Genomic DNA, 18,693 nt, shown 5'->3' on the forward strand with positions numbered 1-18,693 from the left:
TTTTCGTTTTGGAGACGCCATGATGGCCGACCGCATTCACTGGACAGTAGGGCAAGCCCAGGCCCTGTTTGATAAACCGCTGCTGGAACTGCTGTTCGAAGCGCAAACCGTACACCGCCAGCACTTCGACCCGCGTCAGGTGCAGGTCAGCACGCTGCTGTCGATCAAGACCGGCGCTTGCCCGGAAGACTGCAAATACTGCCCGCAGAGCTCACGCTACAAGACCGGCCTGGAGTCGGAGCGGCTGATGCAGGTCGAGCAGGTGCTGGAATCGGCACGCAAGGCCAAGGCGAACGGTTCGACCCGTTTTTGCATGGGCGCGGCGTGGAAGAACCCGCACGAGCGCGATATGCCTTATCTGCAGCAAATGGTGCAGGGCGTGAAAGCGATGGGCATGGAAACCTGCATGACGCTGGGCACATTGGATGGCACCCAGGCCGAGCGGCTGGCGGAGGCCGGGCTGGATTACTACAACCATAACCTCGACACCTCGCCGGAGTTCTACGGCAGCATCATCACCACCCGCAGCTACCAGGAGCGCCTGGATACGCTCGACAAGGTGCGCGACGCCGGCATCAAAGTGTGCTCCGGCGGCATCGTCGGGCTGGGTGAAACGGTGCGCGATCGCGCCGGGCTGCTGGTGCAGCTGGCCAACCTGCCAAAGCCGCCGGAGAGCGTGCCGATCAACATGTTGGTGAAGGTGAAAGGCACGCCGCTGGCGGATAACGATGACGTCGATCCGTTTGATTTCATCCGCACCATCGCGGTGGCGCGCATCATGATGCCATCTTCTTATGTCCGTCTCTCCGCAGGCCGCGAACAGATGAACGAACAGACGCAGGCGATGTGCTTCATGGCCGGCGCCAACTCGATCTTCTACGGTTGCAAGCTGCTGACCACGCCGAATCCGGAAGAAGACAAAGACCTGCAGCTGTTCCGCAAGCTGGGGCTCAACCCGCAGCAGACCGCAACCGAACACGGCGACAACCAGCAACAGCAGGTGCTGGCCAAGCAACTGCTGAACGCCGATACCGCCGAGTTTTACAACGCGGCGCCGTGATGAGCTGGCAGCAACGCATCGAGCAGGCGCTGGCTGAGCGGCGCCTGAACGCCGCCTACCGCCGGCGACAGACCACCGAGGGCGGCAACGGCCGCCAGATCCGGCTCGGCGATCGTCTCTATCTGAACTTCTCGGGCAACGACTACCTGGGCTTGAGCCAGGATGCGCGGGTGATCGCCGCCTGGCAGCAGGGCGCGCAGCGTTACGGCGTCGGCAGCGGCGGTTCGGGCCACGTGACCGGTTTTAGCGCAGCGCATCAGGTGCTGGAAGAGCAACTGGCGGCGTGGCTCGGCTATCCGCGCGCGCTGCTGTTCATCTCCGGCTACGCCGCCAACCAGGCGGTGCTGGCGGCGTTGATGCAAAAGGGCGATCGCATTTTGGCCGATCGTCTCAGCCATGCCTCGCTGCTGGAGGCGGCGGCGCAGTCGCCGGCCGAGCTGCGCCGGTTCCAGCACAATCAACCGCAGGCCTTGGCGGCTCTGCTGGCCAAACCTTGCGACGGGCAGCGGCTGGCGGTGACCGAAGGGGTGTTCAGCATGGATGGCGACGGCGCGCCGTTGGCGGAGCTGCATCGCTTAACCCGTGCGGCGGGCGCCTGGCTGATGGTGGACGACGCCCACGGCATCGGCGTGCGCGGTGAGCAAGGCCGCGGCAGCTGCTGGCAGCAGGGCGTGCGGCCTGAACTGCTGGTGGCGACCTTCGGCAAGGCGTTCGGCGTCAGCGGCGCGGCGGTGCTGTGCGATGAGGCGACCGCCGAGTATCTGCTGCAGTTCGCCCGCCATCTGATCTACAGCACCGCGATGCCGCCGGCGCAGGCCTGCGCGCTGCAGGCGGCGCTGGCCCGTATTCGAGAGGGTGATGACCTGCGCGCCCGGCTGCAGGACAACATTCGGCGTTTCCGTCAGGGCGCGGCGCCGCTGGCGCTGACCCTGACGGATTCCGACACCGCCATCCAGCCGCTGCTGGTGGGGGACAATCAGCGCGCGCTCGATCTGGCGACCCGCCTGCGCGAGTGCGGCCTGTGGGTGAGCGCCATCCGCCCACCGACTGTGCCGCCGGGCGGCGCGCGGCTGCGCATTACCCTGACGGCGGCGCATCAGCCGCAGGACATCGATCGCCTGCTGGAGGTGCTGAATGACGTCAGCCAATGACACAGTGAACAAACAGGCGGTCGCCTCGGCCTTCAGCCGCGCGGCCGGCAGCTACGATGCCGCCGCCGCGCTGCAGCGTGACGTTGGCGAGCGCTTACTGGGGATGGGGAGTTCCCACCCGGGCGAACAGCTGCTGGACGCCGGCTGCGGCACCGGCTATTTCAGCCGTATGTGGCGTGAGCGCGGCAAACGGGTGACCGCGCTCGATTTGGCGCCGGGCATGCTGGACGTCGCCCGCCAACGGCAGGCGGCGCATCATTATCTGCTGGGCGATATCGAACAGGTGCCGCTGCCCGATGCGGCGATGGACATCTGTTTCAGCAGCCTGGTGGTGCAGTGGTGCAGCGATCTGCCCGCCGCGCTGGCAGAGCTGTATCGCGTGACCCGTCCCGGCGGCGTGATCCTGTTTTCCACGCTGGCGGCGGGCTCGCTGCAGGAATTGGGGGACGCCTGGCAACAGGTGGACGGCGAACGTCACGTGAACGCCTTTTTGCCGTTGACGCAGATCCGCACCGCCTGCGCCGCCTATCGACACGAGCTGGTGACGGAGTTGCGCACCCTGAACTACCCGGACGTGATGACGCTGATGCGTTCGCTCAAGGGCATCGGGGCGACGCATTTGCATCAGGGGCGTGAGGGCGGCCTGATGTCGCGTGGCCGCCTCGCCGCGCTGCAGGCGGCTTACCCGTGCCGGCAGGGGCAGTTCCCGCTCAGCTATCATCTGGCTTATGGAGTGATTTATCGTGAGTAAACGTTGGTTCGTGACCGGCACCGACACCGAAGTGGGGAAAACCGTCGCCAGCAGCGCCTTGCTGCAGGCCGCCAACCGGGCGGGCTACCGCAGCGCCGGCTATAAGCCGGTGGCCTCCGGCAGCGAGATGACCGCCGAGGGGCTGCGCAACGGCGACGCGCTGGCGCTGCAGGCCAACAGCGGTGTGGCGCTGGATTACGACGAAGTGAACCCTTACGTATTTGCCGAACCGACCTCGCCGCATATCGTCAGCGCCGATGAAGGCCGGCCGATCGACGCGGCGCGGCTGTCCGACGGCCTGCGCCGGCTGGAGCAGCGCGCCGACTGGGTGCTGGTCGAGGGGGCCGGCGGGTGGTTTACCCCGTTGTCGGCGGAGTACACCTTCGCCGACTGGGTGCGGCAAGAGCAACTGCCGGTGATCCTGGTGGTGGGCATCAAGCTGGGCTGCATCAACCACGCGGTGCTGACGGCCCAGGCGGTGCAACAGGCCGGGCTGACGCTGGCCGGTTGGATCGCCAACGACGTGGCGCCGCCGGGGCGGCGGCATCAGGAATACCTGGCTACGCTGCGCCGTATGCTGCCCGCGCCGCTGCTGGGCGAAATCCCGCACCTGCCGCAGGCCGAACGGGCGCCGCTGGGGCAGTATCTGGATATCAGCTTGCTGGCGCAGTGAGAGGTTCTGGCTGATGAATCACAACGCCGGGCCTTATGACCCGGCGTTGGCTTTTACATAGCGGTAATACAGGCGTTATCGAGATAAAGCACGCCATTTTTCGCCAGGGCAAACAGGTTGAACGTCAGGATGACATGGGTCGCCCAGACCGGGACTTTTCGTCGATTGGCGTTGAAACGATATTCGGTGTACTCGGCGTAAGCATCGGCTTTCAAGGCGGCGTCCCAGGCTGCCGGCGCGGCTTTGGCGACGAGCGAGACGCCGTTGTCCGCATGGTCCTGGATACAGGCATATTGCAGCGTCGCGAACAGATTGCCGGTACCGCCGTTGACCGTTTTCAGGGTAAAACAGGCGCCCAGCTGCTCATATTGTGCGGCGGGCACGATCACTCTCACTCCGGCGTTGGTATTGGCGTTGCCCAACTTGGTCACTTTCAGGGCATTGCTGCCGTTGACGCCCGCGCCGGCTTCGATACTGATAGTCACTGCGTCTGAGGTAAAGGGCTCGCTGATCGTGCCGCCTGTCACTTCCCAGCCAAACGGCTTAGCGGAAAAGGCGAACTCACCGTCTTTTAACTTGTTATTCACGGCGCCGACCAGCGTCTGGATCCCGGCGCCACCCCCACCGCCATCCAGTCGGCTATTGACGATGACAAAGTCGCCGGTACCGCTGAAATAGCGGCCGCTGGCGGTTCGTACGCCATAGAACTTCACGCTGTCGACGATAATCCCGCTACTGCCGGCCTCGGCGTAAAACAGCGACGCTTGCGCCAGTCGGCCGCCGGCGACGATGATTTCGCCGCCGTGAATCAACAGCGATGCATTTTGATTGGCGCTGCAACGGAAGGGAATTTCCGTGAGCGGACTATTACCGTTGTTGAATTCCATATGGCAGCCATGCAATTCAATGCTACCGGCCTCAACGTCGGCAATCGAGCCGGCATAGTCGATCGAAGTGCCGAACAGGCGGAAGGCGCCGTTGGGGTTAGCGTTGCGAACGGCCAGCCCCTGGGAATTGCCGAGGGTGCCACCGAAGAAGTTGATGCCTTCGCCGAAGTTTTGGGCGCCGCTGTTCGTTGAAGGCATATGCAGGCACTCAAAACAGCGAATGACTTCACAGGCGTAGTGGTGGGCGATATAGGCATTGGTACCGTAGTACAGGCCGTAGTAGAAGCCGGAAATATAGACGTTATTGACGGAAAAGTTGCCCTGCGGGCCTTCAGGCGAATCGAAACGGACGCCGTCGATATAGGTGTATTCGATCGTCGTTTCATCTTTGCTGTTGTTAATCCTGGCGCCGATGCCCTTTACGGTGAAATCTTTCATGATAGGCGCCGGGCGAATAGGAACGTTGTTATCCAGCGCGCCGTTGCTGGTATAGCAGCGCAGGAAATAGTTATGGTCGCTTTCCGTGCCGTTGGGGATCTCGGTAGTGACGTTGACGCCGTTGCCGTCGATATAGACGAATCCGACATTGATATCGGTTTTAGGCGCCGTCCAAAGGGCAAAAGGCGCGGCGAATCTGACAATCGCAGGGCGTTTTAACGTTTTGATGATAAAGTCTTGTGCGCCGACCAGTTCGTCGCGCGAACTGACGTAAATGCCTTCAATATTAAGACGTTCCTGCAGGCTCCAGTTTTTGTTGTGCAAATCCGCGTATTGAATAAATGCCGCGTTGTTGTCTGTCATGCTTACATCCCTCGATATTATGGTGTCGGTGTGACCCCTATCGAGTATGAAAAGATGGCCGGCCCATGCCTATTGGGCGCAGACCGGCCGTGACTGATACAACAGCAACCTAATCGCTAACCCGAGCACTCACTCCGCCAGCCCGGCGCCGATCAGCGCCTCATCCAGCTGCGCCAGCGCGCCGTGCGCCACGGTGCGCCCGCTATCGAGCAGACAAAAACGATCCGCCACCCGGCGCACGAACGGCAGCTGATGCTCTACCAGCAAAATGGTCATGCCCAACTCATCGTTGAGCCTGCGGATCACGTTGCCGATGTCGGCGGCGATCGAGGGCGGTACGCCCGTTGTCGGTTCGTCGAGGATCAGCAGCGCCGGCTCCTGCGCCAGCGCACGACCAATCGCCAACTGGCGCTGAGCGCCTTCGCACAGATCGCCGGCGCGGCGGGTGCGCATCTGGCGCAAATTGGGAAACAGGCTGTAGATCAGCGGCGGAATGCGGTAAGGGGCGCCGCGCACGGCCATCTGCGCCACTTGCAGATTCTCTTCCACGCTCAGCTGCGAGAAGAGTTGCCGCCCTTGCGGGACGTGGCTGATGCCGAGTGCGGCGCGGCGCTCCATCGGTTGCAGCAGCAGGTTTTGCGGCGGCTGATCCGCCGGCTGCCAGGTCATGCTGCCGCTCACCACCGGCAAATGCCCCATGATGCAGTTGACCAGCGTGGTCTTGCCCACGCCGTTGCGCCCGAGCAGCACGGTGCACTGGCCGCGCGGCAGCTCCAGGTTGATGTCCCACAGGGTATGATTTTGCCCGTAAAATTGATTGACCGATCTCAGACTCAGCATGTGGCATTCTCCTCATAGACATAGGCGCCCGTTCCACTCGTTGGTGGGGTGCTGCAAAGGCCGCATTGGCGGTTGATTTCCCGAGTGTGGCAATGTCCGGAACAAAATGCCGTCCCTCCGATTCACCTGAGCAATGTCTGCGGTGGACGGAAAGACAGTCAATATGTCGTGAAAAACGACGTTTATGACGACTTGGTGTCGTTCTCGCGCTTTTACGAGGCATAGCCAGGCGGCGGTTGCACGCCGCATTCGGCAGCGCATTATGCTGTCGCGCCTCGTTCGCACGCGGGAAGATAAAGCAACTCCCAGGCCAGTTTTGCCACTGGCCGAAAAGGGGGAGTGTTATCGCTTTGTTAACCGCCTGTCAGGCCCGACGCGCTCTGCCGCGGCGGCCTGAAAATACGCCGGGAAGTTAACCCGGACGTTTTTTGCACTCTTGTGGTGCTCTCCGGTGTGGGCGTGGTGCAAGGCGTTGCGCCGCCGTCAAGCGCGATCGGCGTGAAAGGGGGCAATGCGATTTTGGCAATGGGGATTTTTAGTATTAATCGGCATAAACAAAGCGATATTTTTATGAAAAAATAACTAAAAAAGCCATTTTGGCGAGTGTAAAGGGCGAAAAGCTTTCTTTCTGTAACTCCCGCCACGGGCGGGGCGGTGAGAGTTATCCACTATTCCTGTGGATAACCTTGTGCATTAGATTTAGAAAAACGCTGTAAAGCGAGAGCCGACGCGGGTTCTGTTCGCTTTGTCCGCAATCTCGTCTTTTTATTAAAACTATTAATTATCAATAAATTAACTAAAATCAAGACGCCAGGGCATTGATCGGGTTTCTATGTGTGATTTTTCGCCGCGGTGCTATCAATAAGTTAATTTTCGGCAAGTTCTGGGGATAAATCTGTTATTGACAATAAAAATGTCACCCCGCTGTAACCTCACGGTGCAACGGCGTTGCCGCGCTGCCGGGCGCAGCGACGAATCCGCTTGAAGCTGGTTTTATATCCAGTATCATGGGCACTGGCGCAAATCGCCGACACTTTCCATAATTAGGGGCCACGTCCGGCGCAGAGCCGGCTGGCCGCCTGAGCGCGCGCATCTCCACAGGGTAGCCGAGCAATGAGTAAACTTTTCAAACTGCATTCTGATTTCAAACCGGCCGGCGATCAGCCGGAAGCCATCCGCAAACTGGAAGAGGGGTTGGAAGACGGCCTGGCGCACCAGACGCTGCTGGGGGTAACCGGCTCGGGCAAAACGTTCACCATCGCCAACGTGATAGCCGATCTGAATCGGCCGACCATGGTGCTGGCGCCGAACAAGACGTTGGCGGCGCAGCTGTACGGCGAGATGAAAGAGTTTTTCCCGGAGAATGCGGTGGAGTACTTCGTCTCTTACTACGACTACTACCAGCCGGAAGCCTACGTGCCCAGCTCCGACACCTTCATTGAAAAAGACGCTTCGGTGAATGAGCACATCGAGCAGATGCGCCTTTCCGCCACCAAGGCGCTGCTGGAGCGGCGCGACGTGGTGGTGGTGGCGTCGGTGTCGGCGATCTACGGCCTGGGCGATCCGGATCTTTACCTGAAGATGATGCTGCATCTGACCAAGGGCATGATCATCGATCAGCGCTCCATTTTGCGCCGGCTGGCGGAGCTGCAGTATTCCCGCAACGATCAGGCTTTCCAGCGCGCCACCTTCCGCGTGCGCGGTGAGGTGATCGACATCTTCCCGGCGGAATCGGACGAGCTGGCGCTGCGCGTTGAGCTGTTCGACGACGAAGTGGAGCGGCTGTCGCTGTTCGATCCGCTGACCGGGCAGATTGAGCAGGTGGTGCCGCGTTTTACCATCTACCCGAAGTCGCACTACGTGACGCCGCGCGAGCGGATCATTCAGGCGATGGAAGAGATCAAGGTCGATCTGGCGGACCGCCGCAAGGTGCTGTTGGCCAACAACAAGCTGCTGGAAGAGCAGCGCCTGACGCAGCGCACCCAGTTCGATCTGGAGATGATGAACGAGCTGGGTTACTGCTCGGGCATCGAAAACTACTCGCGCTACCTTTCCGGGCGCGCCGAGGGCGAGCCGCCGCCGACGCTGTTCGATTACCTGCCGGCGGACGGCCTGCTGGTGGTCGACGAATCCCACGTCACCATTCCGCAAATCGGCGCGATGTTCAAGGGCGACCGCGCGCGCAAGGAAACGCTGGTGGAGTACGGTTTCCGCCTGCCATCGGCGCTGGACAACCGCCCGCTGCGCTTCGAGGAGTTCGAGGCGCTGGCGCCGCAGACCATCTATGTTTCCGCCACGCCGGGCAAATATGAGCTGGAGAAATCCGGCGGCGATCTGATCGACCAGGTGGTGCGCCCGACCGGGCTGCTGGATCCGATCGTGGAAGTGCGGCCAGTCGCTACTCAGGTGGACGATCTGCTCTCCGAGATCCGCAAGCGCGCGGCGATCAACGAGCGCGTGCTGGTGACCACCCTGACCAAACGCATGGCGGAAGACCTGACCGAATACCTGGAAGAGCATGGCGAGCGCGTGCGCTACCTGCACTCGGATATCGACACCGTGGAACGCGTCGAAATCATTCGTGACCTGCGTCTGGGCGAGTTTGACGTGCTGGTGGGCATCAACCTGCTGCGTGAGGGGCTCGACATGCCTGAGGTGTCGCTGGTGGCGATTCTGGACGCCGACAAGGAAGGCTTCCTGCGTTCCGAACGTTCGCTGATCCAGACCATCGGCCGCGCGGCGCGTAATCTGAACGGCAAGGCGATCCTGTATGGCGATCGCATCACCGATTCGATGGCCAAAGCGATCGGTGAAACCGAGCGGCGGCGTGCCAAGCAGCAGGCTTACAACGAAGCCAACGGCATCGTGCCGCAGGGGCTGAACAAGAAGATCGGCGACATTCTGCAGATTGGCCAGCCGGTCAACCGCGCCAAGGGTAAAGGCAGGGGCAAGGCGGCGGACAGCGGCGCTCAGCTGCAGAACCTCACGCCGAAAGCGCTGGATCAGAAAATCCGCGATCTGGAAGCGCAGATGTATACCCATGCGCAAAATCTGGAGTTCGAGCAGGCGGCTGCGCTGCGCGACGAGATCCACCAGCTGCGCGAGCAGTTCATCGCGATTTCCTGACCGTTGGACGGCGCCCGCGCTGTGGGCGTCAAAATTCCTTGTCGGCCGTGTCAAAGCTGTTATGGTGTGCGGCCCGATTTGACCACGAAGAGTACCGAACATGAGCCAACACCAGTCTAAAGACCCGCTGCACAGCGTGACGTTGGAGCAACTGCTGAATAAACTGGTGGATCACTACGGTTGGTCCGAGCTGGGCGCGCGCATTCGCATCAACTGCTTCCGCAGCGATCCGAGCATCAAGTCCAGTCTGAAATTTTTGCGTCGCACGCCCTGGGCGCGTAAAGAGGTGGAAGATCTGTATATCGATATGGTCAGCCATCCCGCCCCAGCCAGCGATAATCCCTGGCTGCGCGGGCGAGACGGTTAAATTCGGTTAGCGGCGGTCGGCCAGCTCTACCAGCGCTTGATCCAGCGCCTGGCGCAGCAGCTGGCGATCGTGGCGATAAGGGATGTCGCTCGCTTCCAGCGGTTGCTGAATTACCACCCGATCCTGCACTTCACTGGCGTCCACCGCCGGGCCGACGATCAGCGCATCGATCATCCGGCGGCCGATCTTCTCTTCCATCAGCGTCAGCTTGTCCTTTAACGACAGCGCCGCGGCGGCCACGCTCAGCTCGCGGCCGAGGTTGCCGATATAGATCATGCTGGCGCTGCTGCGGCGCAGCGCCTGGGTGAGATCGTCGAGCAGCAGCAGCGGCATCAGGCTGGTGAGAAAACTGCCCGGCCCAATCAGGATCACGTCGGCCTGCGCGATGGCGTCCAGCGCTTCGCGCGTGGCGTTGACCGGGGGAGACAGCATCAGCTCCTGCGGCATATGAGTCAGTTGGTCAACATTCACTTCACCGTAAACATGGTTGCCTTCGTGATCGTGCGCCATCAAATCCACCGGCTGTTCCGACATCGGGATCAACGCCGCGTCCACCTTCAACAGGCTGCGCACCAGGTTGATCGCTTCCAGCGGGCGCACGCTCAGGTGATCCAGCGCTTTCAACATCAGGTTGCCGAGGTTATGGCCGGCCAGTTCGCCGTTGCCGCTGAAGCGGTATTCGAACATCGCCGAGGCGACGCTCGGCTCGGTGATCAGCTGGTTGAGACAGTTGCGGGTATCGCCCCAGGCAATGCCGCCTTCCGAACGGCGGATGCGGCCGGTGGAACCGCCGTTGTCGGTGGTGGTAACGATGCCGGTCAGGCGGGAGCCTAAGGACGACAGGGCCGACATCACACGGCCCAGGCCGTGTCCGCCGCCCAACGCCACCACGCGGTCGAGATCGGCCAGGGTACGATTACGCATAAATTTCCTTACAAAGGGGCTGAACTGCCCGCATAAGGTAGCGGATCCGGCGTAAAAACGCGATATACCCGTTATCCTTGACGTTGCCTCTGGGGGGAGCGGGCTTGCCGTCGGGAGGCGACGCCCATTATTTAGGGGATAAAGAGTGCCATTTGCGTGATTCTGGTCAATTCGCCCGCGTAAGCGATGTTTATCATGGTTTACCCGATTACGCGGCGTCTAAAAACGCTGTATAGACAGTTATATAGCGAATTAACGCGTTGGCTATCGTTGCCGATTAGCGCTAGAATTCTGCTGAAAACCACGGTTTCATTCCGGCTACTCAAGGTAGCGGGAAGAGAAATCAAACTCCTAGCCCCTGCGCCTACGTTGTTCATCCGGAACGATATGGCGCTTGGGCCGTGGCGAAGTCAGCCACCAGGGTGCAGAGGGGAAACGCTCGCATCTCCCGACTTTGGAAAGGTGTTATGGTACCGCAACTCATTGATGCTTATGAGCGCAAGTTCTATTACCTGCGCTTGTCGATCACCGACGTGTGCAACTTTCGTTGCACCTACTGTCTGCCCGACGGCTACAAGCCGAGCGGCAGCCCGAAAAGCTTCCTGTCGCTGGATGAAATCCGCCGCGTCAGCCGCGCGTTCGCCGAACTGGGCACCGAAAAGGTGCGCCTGACCGGCGGCGAGCCTTCGCTGCGCCGCGACTTTACCGAGATCATCGCCGCCGTGCGGGAAAACCCGGCCATCCGTACCCTGGCTGTCACCACCAACGGCTACCGTCTGGCGCGCGACGTCGCCGCCTGGCGTGACGCCGGTCTGACGGCGATTAACGTCAGCGTCGACAGTCTGGATCCCCGCCAGTTTCACGCCATTACCGGTCAGGACAAGTTCCGCCAGGTGATGGACGGCATCGACGCCGCCTTCAGCGCCGGTTTCAGCAAGGTCAAGGTCAACGCCGTGCTGATGCGCGACGTCAATCACCAGCAACTCGGCGCGTTTCTCGCCTGGATCAAGGATCGGCCGATCCAGCTGCGCTTTATCGAACTGATGGAAACCGGCGAGGGGGGCGAACTGTTTCGCAAACACCACGTTTCCGGCGAAGTGATTCGCCTGCAGCTGGAGCAGCAGGGTTGGCAGCGCCAGGCGCGTGGCCGCAGCGACGGCCCGGCGCAGGTGTTCAGCCACCCGGACTACCAGGGTGAGGTGGGTCTTATCATGCCGTATGAAAAAGACTTCTGCGCCAGCTGCAACCGGCTGCGCGTTTCTTCCATCGGCAATCTGCATCTGTGCCTGTTCGGCGAGCAGGGGGTGCCCCTGCGCGATCTGCTGGCGGACGACGGCCAGCTCGACGCGCTGAAGGCGCGCATTCAGAGCGGGCTGCTGAGCAAGAAGCAGACCCATTTCCTGCATCAGGGCAACAGCGGGATCACCCAGAACCTGTCGTTTATCGGCGGCTGACAGCCAATAGGAGCTTATTGAACCATGAGCCATGCGAGCAGCGAGTTTATTCCGGCGCATATCGCCATCCTGACCGTGTCCGACAGCCGCGGCGCGGCGGAAGACACCTCCGGCCAATATCTGCAGGAAGCGGCGCAGGAAGCCGGCCATCAGGTGGTGGATCGCGCCATCGTCAAAGATGACATTTACCAGATCCGCGCACGGGTTTCCGCGTGGATCGCCGATGACAACGTGCAGGCGGTGCTGATCACCGGCGGCACCGGTTTTACCGCGCGCGACAACACGCCGGAAGCGCTGTTGCCACTGTTCGACAGAGAGGTGGAAGGGTTCGGCGAACTGTTCCGCATGGTGTCGTACGAAGAGATCGGCACCGCGACGATCCAGTCGCGCGCGCTGGCCGGCCTGGCCAACCGCACGGTGATTTTCGCCATGCCGGGCTCCACCCGCGCCTGCCGCACCGCCTGGGAGCGGATTATCGAAGAGCAGTTGGACGCGCGCCATCGCCCGTGCAACTTCCAGCCCCATTTGAAGAAGCCCTGAGTCATGACACAGCTAACCCACATTAACGCCGCCGGCGAAGCCCATATGGTCGACGTTTCCGCCAAGGCCGAAACGGTGCGTGAGGCGCGCGCCGAAGCCTTCGTCGACATGCTGCCCGCCACGCTGGCGATGATCGTCGACGGCAGCCATCACAAGGGCGACGTGTTCGCCACGGCGCGCATCGCCGGCATTCAGGCGGCCAAACGCACCTGGGAACTGATCCCGCTGTGCCACCCGCTGATGTTGAGCAAGGTCGAAGTGCAGCTGGAGGCGCAAACGGAGCACAGCCGGGTGCGCATTGAAACCTGCTGCCGGCTGACCGGCAAAACCGGCGTCGAGATGGAAGCGCTGACCGCCGCCTCGGTGGCGGCATTGACCATCTATGACATGTGCAAAGCGGTACAGAAAGACATGGTGATCGGCCCGGTGCGCCTGCTGGCGAAAAGCGGCGGCAAATCCGGTGATTTTAAGGTGAACGCATGATCGATATTCTTTTCTTCGCGCAGGTGCGCGAACTGGTGGGCACCGGCGCGCTGTCGATGCCGGCGGATTACCCGACCGTCGAGGCGCTGCGTCAGGCGCTGTGCGCGCGCGGCGATCGCTGGGCGCTGGCGCTGGAGTCCGGCAAACTGCTGGCGGCGGTCAATCAGTCGCTGGTGGCGGCGGATCACCCGCTGCGCGCCGGCGATGAAGTGGCCTTCTTCCCGCCGGTTACCGGGGGGTAAGCATGGAAAACACCCGCATTCGCGTGGGCGAAGCGCCGTTCAACGTCGGCGACGAGTATCAGTGGCTGGCGCAGTGCGACGCCGACGGCGCGGTGGTGACCTTCACCGGCAAGGTGCGCAACCATAACCTCGGGGACGACGTCAGCGCGCTGACGCTGGAACACTACCCCGGCATGACCGAGAAGGCGCTGGCGGAGATCGTGGCCGAGGCGCGCAGCCGTTGGCCGCTGCAGCGCGTGACGGTGATCCACCGCGTCGGCGCGCTGTATCCCGGCGACGAGATCGTGTTCGTCGGCGTGACCGGCGCGCACCGCGGCATGGCGTTCGCCGCCAGCGAGTTCATCATGGACTACCTGAAGACCCGCGCGCCGTTCTGGAAGCGCGAAGCGACCGGCCAGGGCGATCGTTGGGTGGACGCTCGCGACAGCGATCGTCAGGCCGCGCAGCGCTGGCACGACGCGGCTAAATAACGCCTCAACAGCGGAAACAAATCAAGACCTTTGCCGCTTTCGCGCGGCCTATTCTGTGGTACGCTTATAGCAGGCGAAGCCCCGTTTACGGGGCTTCGGAATCTTGTTTACAACGCAAAAGGTAACCGTCATGGACCGATATCCACGCTCTAATGGTTCAATCGTCGAACGTGCCAACAGCGGCATTCAGGCCTACATGGCGCAGGTTTACGGCTGGATGACCTGCGGTCTGCTGCTGACGGCGTTCGTTGCTTGGTATGTCGCACAAAATCAACAGCTACAAGCAGTTATATTCTCTAGCCAGCTTATTTTCATCGGTCTGATCATTGCTCAGCTGGCGCTGGTGTTCGTGATTTCGGGCATGGTCAACCGCCTGAGCGGCACGGTGGCCACTTCGCTGTTCATGCTGTACTCGGCGCTGACCGGGCTAACGCTGTCGAGTATTTTCTTGATGTATACAGGTGTCTCAATAATGAGCACCTTCGTGGTCACCGCCGGCATGTTCGGCGCCATGAGCCTGTACGGTTACACCACCAAGCGCGATCTGAGCGGCTTCGGCAGCATGCTGTTCATGGCGCTGATCGGCATCGTGCTGGCCTCGCTGGTGAACATCTGGCTGAAAAGCACCGCGCTGATGTGGGCGATTACCTACATCGGGGTGGTGGTGTTCGTCGGCCTGACCGCGTACGACACGCAAAAACTCAAGGCGATGGGCGAGCAGCTGAACGCCGATGATAAAGACAGCTTCCGCAAGTACGCCATCGTCGGCGCGCTGACGCTGTATCTTGACTTCATCAACCTGTTCCTGATGTTGCTGCGTATCTTCGGCAACCGTCGCTAAATCCATGGCCTTTCAAGCAGTAGCTTGAAATCCACAGGACTTACCGGGCTCTGCATGTGACATGCAGAGCTTTTTTTATGCGATCTTGCGGCGGAACAGCGCGTAGGCGGCGCTGCCGGTGGTGGCAGTGATCACCAGCAGCGGCCACAGGCTGCGCCAGATAATGCTGAAGCTGGCGTCCTTCAGGTAGATCTGCTTGGTGATGTCGGTGAAGTGGCGTATCGGATTCACCCAGGTCAGATCCTGCAGCCACACCGGCATATTCTCCACCGGCGAGACGTAACCCGAGAGCAGGATCGCCGGCATCATGAACACGAACACGCCGATGAACGCCTGCTGCTGAGTGGCGCACAGCGACGAGATCAGCAGGCCGAAACCGACCAGCGACAGCCCGTAGATCAGCATGGTGGCGTAGAACAGCAGCAGCGATCCGGCGAACGGGATCTGGTACAGGAAGATGCCGATCAACAGCACGATGCTGGCCTGGAAGCTGGCGACGATCAGCGCCGGCACCGCCTTGCCGATAAAGATTTGCCAGGTGGTGAGCGGCGAGACCAGCAGCTGTTCCAGCGTGCCCTGTTCGCGCTCGCGCGCCACCGACAGCGAGGTGACGATCAGCACGCCGATGGTGGTGATCATGGCGATCAGCGACGGCACCACGAACCATTTGTAGTCCAGATTCGGGTTATACCAGTTGCGTACCACCAGTTCGCTGTTGTTGGGTTTCGCGCGGTTGCCGAGCAGCTCGTTCTGATATTCCTGCACGATCTGCTGCACGTAGTTGGCGGCGATCTGCGCGCTGTTGGAGTTGCGCCCGTCGAGCAGCAGCTGCAGCGGCGCGGTGTTGCCGGTGGCGATATCGCGCGAGAACTGCGCCGGGAAGCGGATCAGCAGCAGCGCCCGCTGGTTGTCGATGGTGGTCTTTATCTCCTGCGGATTGCGCAGCAGCAGGACATGGGAGAAGGCTTTGGCCTTGGCGAAGCGCTGGGTCAGCTCCACCGAGGCCTGGCCGCTGTCCTCGCTGTAGACCGCGATGGTGGCGTTGGTGACTTCCAGCGTCGCGGCGAACGGGAACAGCAGCACCTGCAGGATCACCGGCATGATCAGGATGGCGCGGGTTTGCGGATCGCGCAGCAGCGCCTGCATTTCCTTGATGATGAGCGTCAACAGACGATGAAACATCGCTCTTTCTCCTCAATCCAGCCGGCGCTGGGTTTTCCAGGCCGTCAGGCCGATGAACACCACGGCGGAAGCGATCAGGAACAGCAGATTGATCGCCAGCACGGTGCCGACGTTGCCCGCCAGGAACAGCGTTTGCAGCGTGCTGACGAAGTAACGCGCGGGAATGATGTAGGTCACCGCGCGTACGATGGCCGGCATGCTGTCGATCTGGAAGATGAAGCCGGACAGCATGATCGACGGCAGGAAGGCGGCGTTCAGCGCCACCATCGCCGCATTGAACTGGTTGCGGGTGAGGGTGGAGATCAGCAGGCCCATGCCGAGGGTGCTGGCGAGGAACAGGCTGCTGATCAGCAGCAGGATCGGCAGCGAACCGCGATAGGGCACGCCGAGCACCCAGACCGCCACCGCCATGCACAGCGCCATGGCGATCATGCCGAGGAAGTAATACGGGATCAGCTTGGAGAGCAGCAGCTCGCTGCGCGTCACCTGGGTGGAGAGCAGGGCTTCCATGGTGCCGCGCTCCCATTCGCGGGCGATCACCAGCGAGGTGAGAATGGCGCCGATCACCGTCATGATGATGGTGATGGCGCCGGGAATGATGTAGTGCCGGCTGATGGCCGCCGGGTTGAACCAGTAGCGCATCTGCACGTCAATCAGCGGCTTGTCGTTGCTCCCTCGATCGGCGGCGCGCTGCTGCTGCCAAACTTGCCATACGCCCTGGGCATAGCCCTGCACGAAGTTGGCGGTGTTCGGCTCGCTGCCGTCGGTGATCACCTGGATGGGGGCGCTGTCGTGCGGGCGCGCCATGCGCTGGTCGAAATCCACCGGGATCACCACCAGGCCGCGGATCGTGCCGGCCTGCATCTGCTGGATCAACTGCCGGCGGTTGTCGCTGATGGTCGGTTCGATATAGGGCGAACCGGCGAACGCCTGGGCCAGATCGCGCGCGTCTTCGCTCTGTTGCTCCATCAGAATGCCCAGATGCAGCTTGCTGGAGTCCAGGTTGATGCCGTAGCCGAAGATAAACAGCAGCATCAGCGGGATAACGAAGGCGATCAGGCCGCTGCTGGGATCGCGCAGTATTTGCCGCGTCTCCTTCAGGCACAGCGCGCGCAGTCGGCGCCAGGAGAAGCCGCCGTCGTCGATTGGGGCTCGGTTGTTGCTCACCGCGGTTCCTCCTCGTCGTAGCCCTGCACCAGTTCGATAAACGCCTGTTCCATCGAGGGGTTGGGGTTGTCGTCGCGCGCTACCTGTTGTTTGAGATCGTCCGGCGTGCCGGCGGCGATGATCTTGCCGCGATACACCAGGCCGATGCGGTCGCAGTATTCCGCCTCGTCCATAAAGTGGGTGGTCACCATCACCGTGACGCCCTTGTCGACCATGCCGTTGATGTGCAGCCAGAACTCGCGCCGCGTCAGCGGATCGACACCGGAGGTCGGTTCGTCGAGGAACAGAATATCCGGTTCGTGCATCAGCGCGCAGGCCAGCGCCAGACGTTGCTTGAAGCCGAGCGGCAGGGCATCCGGCGTCTGATCGAGGATCGGCGCGAAGTTGAAGGCGCGGGACATCTCGTCGATTTTGTCGCGCTGCGCCTTGCCGCTCAGGCCGTAGACCCCGGAGAAGAACTTCAGGTTCTGCGCCACCGTCAGGTTGCCATACAGCGAGAATTTTTGCGCCATGTAGCCGAGGCGTTGGCGCGCCTTGCCGGAACTGGTCTTCAGATCCATCCCCAGCACCAGCGCCTTGCCGCCGGACGGCACCAGCAGGCCGCACATCATTTTGAAGGTGGTGGACTTGCCGGCGCCGTTCGGGCCGAGCAGGCCGAAGATTTCGCCGCGCCGTACCTGAAAATCGACGTGATCGGTGGCGGCGAAATCGCCGAATTTCTTGGTCAACTGCACCGCTTCGATCACCGTTTCACCGCCTTTGCCGTCAACGGTCGGCATGATCTCCGCCAGCGCCGAGCGATGGTTGGGGCCGCCGCCGAGCAGATCGATAAACGCATCCTCGAAGCGCGGATCCGCTTCGTCCAGTTCGGCGTCCGGCAGATCCAGCGTCTGCAGCAGCTGCCGATGATCTTCGCCTTCTTTCAGGATCAGGCGCAGGTACTTGCCCTGGATCACGCCGTCGGTGACCGCCGGCAGGCAGATCGCCCGCTGCAGCAACGATCGATGGCTGCCGGGCGGCGCGGCGATCAATACCGTGCGTCCGGCCATGCGCTGGGTCAGATCCTGCGGCGCGCCGCTGAACAGCAGCTCGCCCTCGTTGAGCAGCAGCACTTCGCGACACTGCTCGGCCTCGTCGAGATAAGAGGTGCTCCACAGGATCAACATGCCGTCATTGGCCAGCTCGTGCACCATGCGCCACAGCTCGCGGCGCGAGATCGGATCGACGCCGACGCCCGGTTCGTCCAGCAGCAGCACCTGGGGTTCGCCCACCAGCGTGCAGGCCAGTCCCAGTTTTTGCTTCATGCCGCCGGACAGCTTGCCCGCCAGACGCCCGGTGAAGCGGGTCAGATCGGTGAATTTCAGCAGCCGTTCGAAGGTCTGGCGGCGAAGATCGCCGGTGACGCCGCGCAGATCGGCGTACAGCGTCAGGTTCTCTATCACCGTCAGATCCTCATACAGCCCGAATTTCTGCGGCATGTAGCCGAGGATCGCATGCAGTTGGCGATCCTGGCCGATCGGATCCAGCCCGGCGACCCGCAGTTTGCCGCTGCTTGGCTTCAGCAGCCCGGCCAGCATGCGCAGCAGGGTGGTTTTGCCGGCGCCGTCCGGGCCGACCAGCCCGATGACCGCGCCGCTGCGCAGGGTGGTGGTCAGGCTGGCGACCGCCGGTTTCTCAAGCGACGGGAAGCGCTTTTCCAGCCCTACCAACTCGATGGTGTGCGCCTGTTCCATG

At 61.8% G+C, this 18,693-nt stretch carries 19 protein-coding genes and 1 riboswitch; of the genes, 13 read left to right on the forward strand and 6 right to left on the reverse strand.

What is annotated here, in order from left to right; genetic code table 11:
- The first annotated feature begins 22 nt into the window (after nt 1-22).
- Genes bioB through bioD form a run of 4 tightly spaced genes read left to right on the forward strand, consistent with a single transcriptional unit; the run spans nt 23 to nt 3,635 of the window.
- Nucleotides 23-1,060: a biotin synthase BioB gene (gene bioB, locus HWW83_RS00205; RefSeq protein ID WP_031299723.1), complete on the forward strand. Its 1,038-nt coding sequence runs from the start codon at nt 23-25 to the stop codon at nt 1,058-1,060.
- Nucleotides 1,060-2,211 (forward strand): 8-amino-7-oxononanoate synthase, encoded by a 1,152-nt coding sequence (bioF, locus tag HWW83_RS00210; RefSeq protein WP_176588907.1) that lies wholly within the window; start codon nt 1,060-1,062, stop codon nt 2,209-2,211. Before bioB ends, bioF begins: the two co-directional genes overlap by 1 nt.
- Entirely contained in the window at nt 2,195-2,962 is a 768-nt protein-coding gene (bioC, locus tag HWW83_RS00215) for a malonyl-ACP O-methyltransferase BioC (protein WP_142002075.1), read from the forward strand. Before bioF ends, bioC begins: the two co-directional genes overlap by 17 nt.
- Nucleotides 2,955-3,635 (forward strand): dethiobiotin synthase, encoded by a 681-nt coding sequence (gene bioD, locus HWW83_RS00220; RefSeq protein ID WP_033642233.1) that lies wholly within the window; start codon nt 2,955-2,957, stop codon nt 3,633-3,635. The genes bioC and bioD overlap by 8 nt, the downstream gene beginning before the upstream one ends.
- A 53-nt stretch (nt 3,636-3,688) precedes the next feature.
- Here the strand turns inward: bioD and HWW83_RS00225 are convergent, their stop codons facing one another.
- Both HWW83_RS00225 and HWW83_RS00230 read right to left on the reverse strand, forming a co-directional pair.
- Nucleotides 3,689-5,323: a hypothetical protein gene (locus HWW83_RS00225; RefSeq protein WP_047572298.1), complete on the reverse strand. Its 1,635-nt coding sequence runs from the start codon at nt 5,321-5,323 to the stop codon at nt 3,689-3,691.
- Between the two features lie 129 nt (nt 5,324-5,452).
- The gene (locus HWW83_RS00230; protein WP_176588908.1) at nt 5,453-6,163 is read right to left on the reverse strand and encodes an ATP-binding cassette domain-containing protein; all 711 of its coding nucleotides are present in this window, start codon (nt 6,161-6,163) and stop codon (nt 5,453-5,455) included.
- A 453-nt stretch (nt 6,164-6,616) separates the two neighbouring features.
- Between HWW83_RS00230 and HWW83_RS25620 the strand changes: the two genes are divergently transcribed.
- The 3 genes from HWW83_RS25620 to HWW83_RS00240 all read left to right on the forward strand — a co-directional run bounded on the left by HWW83_RS25620 (nt 6,617) and on the right by HWW83_RS00240 (nt 9,656).
- Nucleotides 6,617-6,745: a hypothetical protein gene (locus tag HWW83_RS25620; RefSeq protein ID WP_255326645.1), complete on the forward strand. Its 129-nt coding sequence runs from the start codon at nt 6,617-6,619 to the stop codon at nt 6,743-6,745.
- Between the two features lie 531 nt (nt 6,746-7,276).
- Nucleotides 7,277-9,289, forward strand: coding sequence for an excinuclease ABC subunit UvrB (gene uvrB, locus HWW83_RS00235; RefSeq protein WP_033642236.1), 2,013 nt, complete (start codon nt 7,277-7,279; stop codon nt 9,287-9,289).
- 100 nt (nt 9,290-9,389) lie between these two features.
- Entirely contained in the window at nt 9,390-9,656 is a 267-nt protein-coding gene (locus tag HWW83_RS00240) for a VF530 family protein (protein WP_176588909.1), read from the forward strand.
- Nucleotides 9,657-9,662: 6 nt separating this feature from the next.
- Here the strand turns inward: HWW83_RS00240 and yvcK are convergent, their stop codons facing one another.
- The gene (gene yvcK / locus HWW83_RS00245) at nt 9,663-10,580 is read right to left on the reverse strand and encodes a uridine diphosphate-N-acetylglucosamine-binding protein YvcK (protein WP_033642237.1); all 918 of its coding nucleotides are present in this window, start codon (nt 10,578-10,580) and stop codon (nt 9,663-9,665) included.
- A gap of 336 nt (nt 10,581-10,916) precedes the next feature.
- Nucleotides 10,917-11,061, forward strand: a riboswitch (molybdenum cofactor riboswitch).
- Between yvcK and moaA the strand changes: the two genes are divergently transcribed.
- From moaA to HWW83_RS00275, 6 genes are all read left to right on the forward strand, one after another.
- Nucleotides 11,048-12,034: a GTP 3',8-cyclase MoaA gene (moaA, locus tag HWW83_RS00250; RefSeq protein ID WP_025301927.1), complete on the forward strand. Its 987-nt coding sequence runs from the start codon at nt 11,048-11,050 to the stop codon at nt 12,032-12,034. Its footprint overlaps the riboswitch before it by 14 nt.
- A 24-nt stretch (nt 12,035-12,058) precedes the next feature.
- Nucleotides 12,059-12,574 (forward strand): molybdenum cofactor biosynthesis protein B, encoded by a 516-nt coding sequence (moaB, locus tag HWW83_RS00255; RefSeq protein ID WP_033642238.1) that lies wholly within the window; start codon nt 12,059-12,061, stop codon nt 12,572-12,574.
- Between the two features lie 3 nt (nt 12,575-12,577).
- Nucleotides 12,578-13,057, forward strand: a complete 480-nt coding sequence (gene moaC / locus HWW83_RS00260) for a cyclic pyranopterin monophosphate synthase MoaC (protein WP_025301929.1) — start codon at nt 12,578-12,580, stop codon at nt 13,055-13,057.
- Nucleotides 13,054-13,299, forward strand: a complete 246-nt coding sequence (moaD, locus tag HWW83_RS00265; RefSeq protein ID WP_004939768.1) for a molybdopterin synthase sulfur carrier subunit — start codon at nt 13,054-13,056, stop codon at nt 13,297-13,299. The genes moaC and moaD overlap by 4 nt, the downstream gene beginning before the upstream one ends.
- 2 nt (nt 13,300-13,301) lie before the next feature.
- A complete protein-coding gene (gene moaE / locus HWW83_RS00270; protein ID WP_033642239.1) occupies nt 13,302-13,769 on the forward strand; it encodes a molybdopterin synthase catalytic subunit MoaE in 468 nt (155 codons plus the stop codon).
- Nucleotides 13,770-13,899: 130 nt separating this feature from the next.
- Nucleotides 13,900-14,610 carry a Bax inhibitor-1/YccA family protein gene (locus HWW83_RS00275; protein ID WP_033652361.1) on the forward strand — a complete coding sequence of 237 codons (711 nt, stop codon included), beginning with the start codon at nt 13,900-13,902 and terminating at the stop codon, nt 14,608-14,610.
- 75 nt (nt 14,611-14,685) lie between these two features.
- Here the strand turns inward: HWW83_RS00275 and HWW83_RS00280 are convergent, their stop codons facing one another.
- From HWW83_RS00280 to HWW83_RS00290, 3 genes are read right to left on the reverse strand one after another with little or no spacing between them, the layout of a single operon-like run.
- Entirely contained in the window at nt 14,686-15,792 is a 1,107-nt protein-coding gene (locus HWW83_RS00280) for an ABC transporter permease (protein ID WP_033652362.1), read from the reverse strand.
- A gap of 12 nt (nt 15,793-15,804) precedes the next feature.
- Nucleotides 15,805-16,959, reverse strand: a complete 1,155-nt coding sequence (locus tag HWW83_RS00285; RefSeq protein WP_033652363.1) for an ABC transporter permease — start codon at nt 16,957-16,959, stop codon at nt 15,805-15,807.
- Nucleotides 16,956-18,692 carry an ATP-binding cassette domain-containing protein gene (locus tag HWW83_RS00290; RefSeq protein ID WP_122016864.1) on the reverse strand — a complete coding sequence of 579 codons (1,737 nt, stop codon included), beginning with the start codon at nt 18,690-18,692 and terminating at the stop codon, nt 16,956-16,958. The genes HWW83_RS00285 and HWW83_RS00290 overlap by 4 nt, the downstream gene beginning before the upstream one ends.
- Nucleotide 18,693 lies beyond the last annotated feature (1 nt).

The organism is Serratia ureilytica (assembly GCF_013375155.1).
In the GTDB taxonomy this organism is placed as follows: Bacteria; Pseudomonadota; Gammaproteobacteria; order Enterobacterales; family Enterobacteriaceae; genus Serratia; species Serratia ureilytica.

What these genes read in the sequence shown, in the direction of transcription:
- bioB (WP_031299723.1), top strand. Translation starts at nt 23, where the DNA reads ATGGCCGACCGCATTCACTGGACAGTAGGGCAAGCCCAGGCCCTGTTT.
- bioF (WP_176588907.1), top strand. Translation starts at nt 1,060, where the DNA reads ATGAGCTGGCAGCAACGCATCGAGCAGGCGCTGGCTGAGCGGCGCCTG.
- bioC (WP_142002075.1), top strand. Translation starts at nt 2,195, where the DNA reads ATGACGTCAGCCAATGACACAGTGAACAAACAGGCGGTCGCCTCGGCC.
- HWW83_RS00225 (WP_047572298.1), bottom strand. Translation starts at nt 5,323, where the DNA reads ATGACAGACAACAACGCGGCATTTATTCAATACGCGGATTTGCACAAC.
- HWW83_RS00230 (WP_176588908.1), bottom strand. Translation starts at nt 6,163, where the DNA reads ATGCTGAGTCTGAGATCGGTCAATCAATTTTACGGGCAAAATCATACC.
- uvrB (WP_033642236.1), top strand. Translation starts at nt 7,277, where the DNA reads ATGAGTAAACTTTTCAAACTGCATTCTGATTTCAAACCGGCCGGCGAT.
- HWW83_RS00240 (WP_176588909.1), top strand. Translation starts at nt 9,390, where the DNA reads ATGAGCCAACACCAGTCTAAAGACCCGCTGCACAGCGTGACGTTGGAG.
- yvcK (WP_033642237.1), bottom strand. Translation starts at nt 10,580, where the DNA reads ATGCGTAATCGTACCCTGGCCGATCTCGACCGCGTGGTGGCGTTGGGC.
- moaA (WP_025301927.1), top strand. Translation starts at nt 11,048, where the DNA reads ATGGTACCGCAACTCATTGATGCTTATGAGCGCAAGTTCTATTACCTG.
- moaB (WP_033642238.1), top strand. Translation starts at nt 12,059, where the DNA reads ATGAGCCATGCGAGCAGCGAGTTTATTCCGGCGCATATCGCCATCCTG.
- moaC (WP_025301929.1), top strand. Translation starts at nt 12,578, where the DNA reads ATGACACAGCTAACCCACATTAACGCCGCCGGCGAAGCCCATATGGTC.
- moaD (WP_004939768.1), top strand. Translation starts at nt 13,054, where the DNA reads ATGATCGATATTCTTTTCTTCGCGCAGGTGCGCGAACTGGTGGGCACC.
- moaE (WP_033642239.1), top strand. Translation starts at nt 13,302, where the DNA reads ATGGAAAACACCCGCATTCGCGTGGGCGAAGCGCCGTTCAACGTCGGC.
- HWW83_RS00275 (WP_033652361.1), top strand. Translation starts at nt 13,900, where the DNA reads ATGGACCGATATCCACGCTCTAATGGTTCAATCGTCGAACGTGCCAAC.
- HWW83_RS00280 (WP_033652362.1), bottom strand. Translation starts at nt 15,792, where the DNA reads ATGTTTCATCGTCTGTTGACGCTCATCATCAAGGAAATGCAGGCGCTG.
- HWW83_RS00290 (WP_122016864.1), bottom strand. Translation starts at nt 18,692, where the DNA reads ATGGAACAGGCGCACACCATCGAGTTGGTAGGGCTGGAAAAGCGCTTC.